The sequence below is a fragment of the Natrinema soli genome (assembly GCF_028618695.1).
This window is the reverse complement of sequence record NZ_JAQIVI010000827.1, coordinates 1-1,665: the sequence shown is the minus strand read 5'-3', so window position 1 is coordinate 1,665 and position 1,665 is coordinate 1. Positions and strand designations below refer to the sequence as shown.

Annotated in this window: 3 protein-coding genes; 1 reads left to right on the top strand and 2 read right to left on the bottom strand. The window is 67.6% G+C overall.

The genetic code is table 11. From position 1 onward, the window contains the following. The coding region (locus PGX04_RS33480) for an MFS transporter (RefSeq protein ID WP_273742415.1) at positions 1–841 on the bottom strand (841 nt) is incomplete at its 3' end. Positions 842–952: 111 nt separating this feature from the next. Between PGX04_RS33480 and PGX04_RS33475 the strand changes: the two genes are divergently transcribed. Continuing rightward, on the top strand, positions 953–1,456 hold the full coding sequence (locus tag PGX04_RS33475; RefSeq protein ID WP_273742414.1) for a TIGR03668 family PPOX class F420-dependent oxidoreductase: 504 nt from the start codon (positions 953–955) through the stop codon (positions 1,454–1,456). A gap of 12 nt (positions 1,457–1,468) precedes the next feature. On the opposite strand, the gene PGX04_RS33470 is transcribed toward PGX04_RS33475, so the two are convergent. Further along, a partial coding sequence (locus PGX04_RS33470) for a hypothetical protein (protein ID WP_273742413.1) occupies positions 1,469–1,665 on the bottom strand: 197 nt, incomplete at its 5' end.

The following is a 1,665-nucleotide window of genomic DNA, read 5'->3' as shown; positions in this document are numbered from 1 at the left end:
TCAAAACGCCGACGACGTTGGCGGCGACGAGCAGGCTCGTCGTCCGTCCCGCTCGATCCGGCGAGTAGCCCCGCGCCTCGAGCAGCGTCGGGAGCCACCCCTGCATGCCGTGGGCGATCAGCAGATACATCGTCCCGATGACGACTACGAGCTGGAGTTCGCGGTGAGTGAGCACGAGCGCGAGGTCCCGGCGGATCGCCGCGAGCGAGAGCGACGAGTCCGCCGCGTCGGCGTCGTTGGCCGCGCGATTACGCGCGTCGATCCTTAACCGGCGAGCGACGACGAACCACAGGAGGCCGTAGCCGATCGCGACGATCCCACTCCAGAAGAACAGCTCGCGCCAGCCGCCCAGCAGCGGGCTCAGAATCGGCCGCCCGACGGCGAATGCACCCGCCGTTCCCGCCGACGCACCGACGAGATAGATCGAGGACGGGAAACCGGTCTCGTCGGGCGGAAACAGCACGGAGACGAGTTTCGGCAGTCCGAAGGTGATGGCCGTCGCGCCGACGCCGATCAGCAGCGTCGCCGCGAGCAGCGATGGAAACCCGACCGCGAAACTGCGGCCGATCTGGGCGATGCCATAGATCAGGACGCCCGCCGCGAGGCTCCGACCCGGTCCGACGCGGTCGATAACCAGGCCCGTAAACAACGCGATCGGAATGTAGGTCAGCGGGACCGCACCCGCGACGACGCCGGCCTGCGTGCCCGAGAGACCGAGATCCGCGATGATCGTCGAGAGGGATGCCGGCAGCGAGAACCAGATAAACATCAGGCAGGTGTAGCCGCCCGTCCCGACGACGACGGCTGCATACGCGCGATGCCGACTCATCCGTGCAGTCATCTGCACGTGGCTGAGTGACGGCGGCCCGAGTAAGTTCGCGTAGCGGTACGACTCCCCGGAACCGGCGTCGCCCCGGACAGCTCTTTTTGTCCCGGTATCGTCCGTCGTCCCGTGACGCCCGACGAACGCGCCTTCCTCGAGCGAGCGCGGGTCGCCGCGTTAGCGACGGTCGACGACGAGAACCGACCGCACGCGGTGCCGGTCTGTTTCGCTCCTCTCGAGCGCGAGGATCCGACGAACGCCGATTCCGAGGGCGCGTTGCGGATCGTCTCGGCGATCGACGAGAAGCCGAAGTCGACCCGCGAACTCCGTCGGGTTCGGAACGTCCGGACGAATCCGCAGGTGACGCTGCTCGTCGACCGCTATCGCGAGGACTGGTCGCGCCTCGCGTGGGTGCAGGTCCGCGGTCGGGCGCGGATTCTCGAGCCCGATGCGACGGACAGCGATCGACCCGATCTGGCGATCCGCGACGCCGCCGTGAACGCGCTTGAGTCCAAATACGACCAGTACGTGGACCACGATCTCGACGAGCGGCCGCTCATTTCGATTCGCGTCGATCGAACCGTTTCGTGGGGTGCGCTCGAGGATGCCGAGGAGAGCGTCGAGGAGGAATGACGGCCGTGACGGTCAGTCGTCGACGAGCGATCGCTCCGCGTTCCCGACGATGAGGAGGGTGCCGACCACCACGGCGACGGTCGTCACCAGCGGGTTCACGATCCCGAGGACGGCCGGCGGGATGGCGATCGCGTTGTAGACGAACGCGAGTCCGAGGTTCTGTCTGATTCGGTCGCGTGCGGCCCGCGCCAGCGCGAACGCTCGCTCGA